Origin of the sequence: Nocardia cyriacigeorgica (genome assembly GCF_010858045.1) — a bacterium.
In the GTDB taxonomy this organism is placed as follows: Bacteria; Actinomycetota; Actinomycetes; order Mycobacteriales; family Mycobacteriaceae; genus Nocardia; species Nocardia cyriacigeorgica_E.
Genome location: NZ_JAAGVC010000267.1, coordinates 1 through 305, shown reverse-complemented (window position 1 = coordinate 305; position 305 = coordinate 1). Strand labels below are relative to the sequence as shown.

General features: G+C 66.9%; 1 protein-coding gene. It reads left to right on the top strand.

Annotated elements, in window-relative coordinates; translation table 11 throughout:
- Positions 1 to 305: AraC family transcriptional regulator (locus tag GV790_RS29650; protein WP_163818125.1), on the top strand; the 305-nt coding region annotated here is incomplete at both ends.

Below are 305 nucleotides of genomic sequence, written 5' to 3'. Positions count from 1 at the left end.
TTCCACTGCCCTGCTGACTGCCGGGGTAGAGATCCTCGGGGCCGCGCTGGCGCTCGGCGCGGGCCATTACCCGGCGGCCTCGGGCGGTCAGGTCTTCGATCGCGAACTGGTCGTGAAATTTCTCCGTGCGCGTTTGAGTGATCCGGCATTGAATACCGAACGCATCGCGGAGGCGTGCGGGGTCTCGCGCCGGAAACTGTTCCGCGTGCTCGGTAACGACGAGGGTGGTCCGATGGCGCTGCTCCGCCGGATGCGGACCGAACTCGCATGTGAACTGCTGATCTCGGCCCCCGACCGCACGGTGG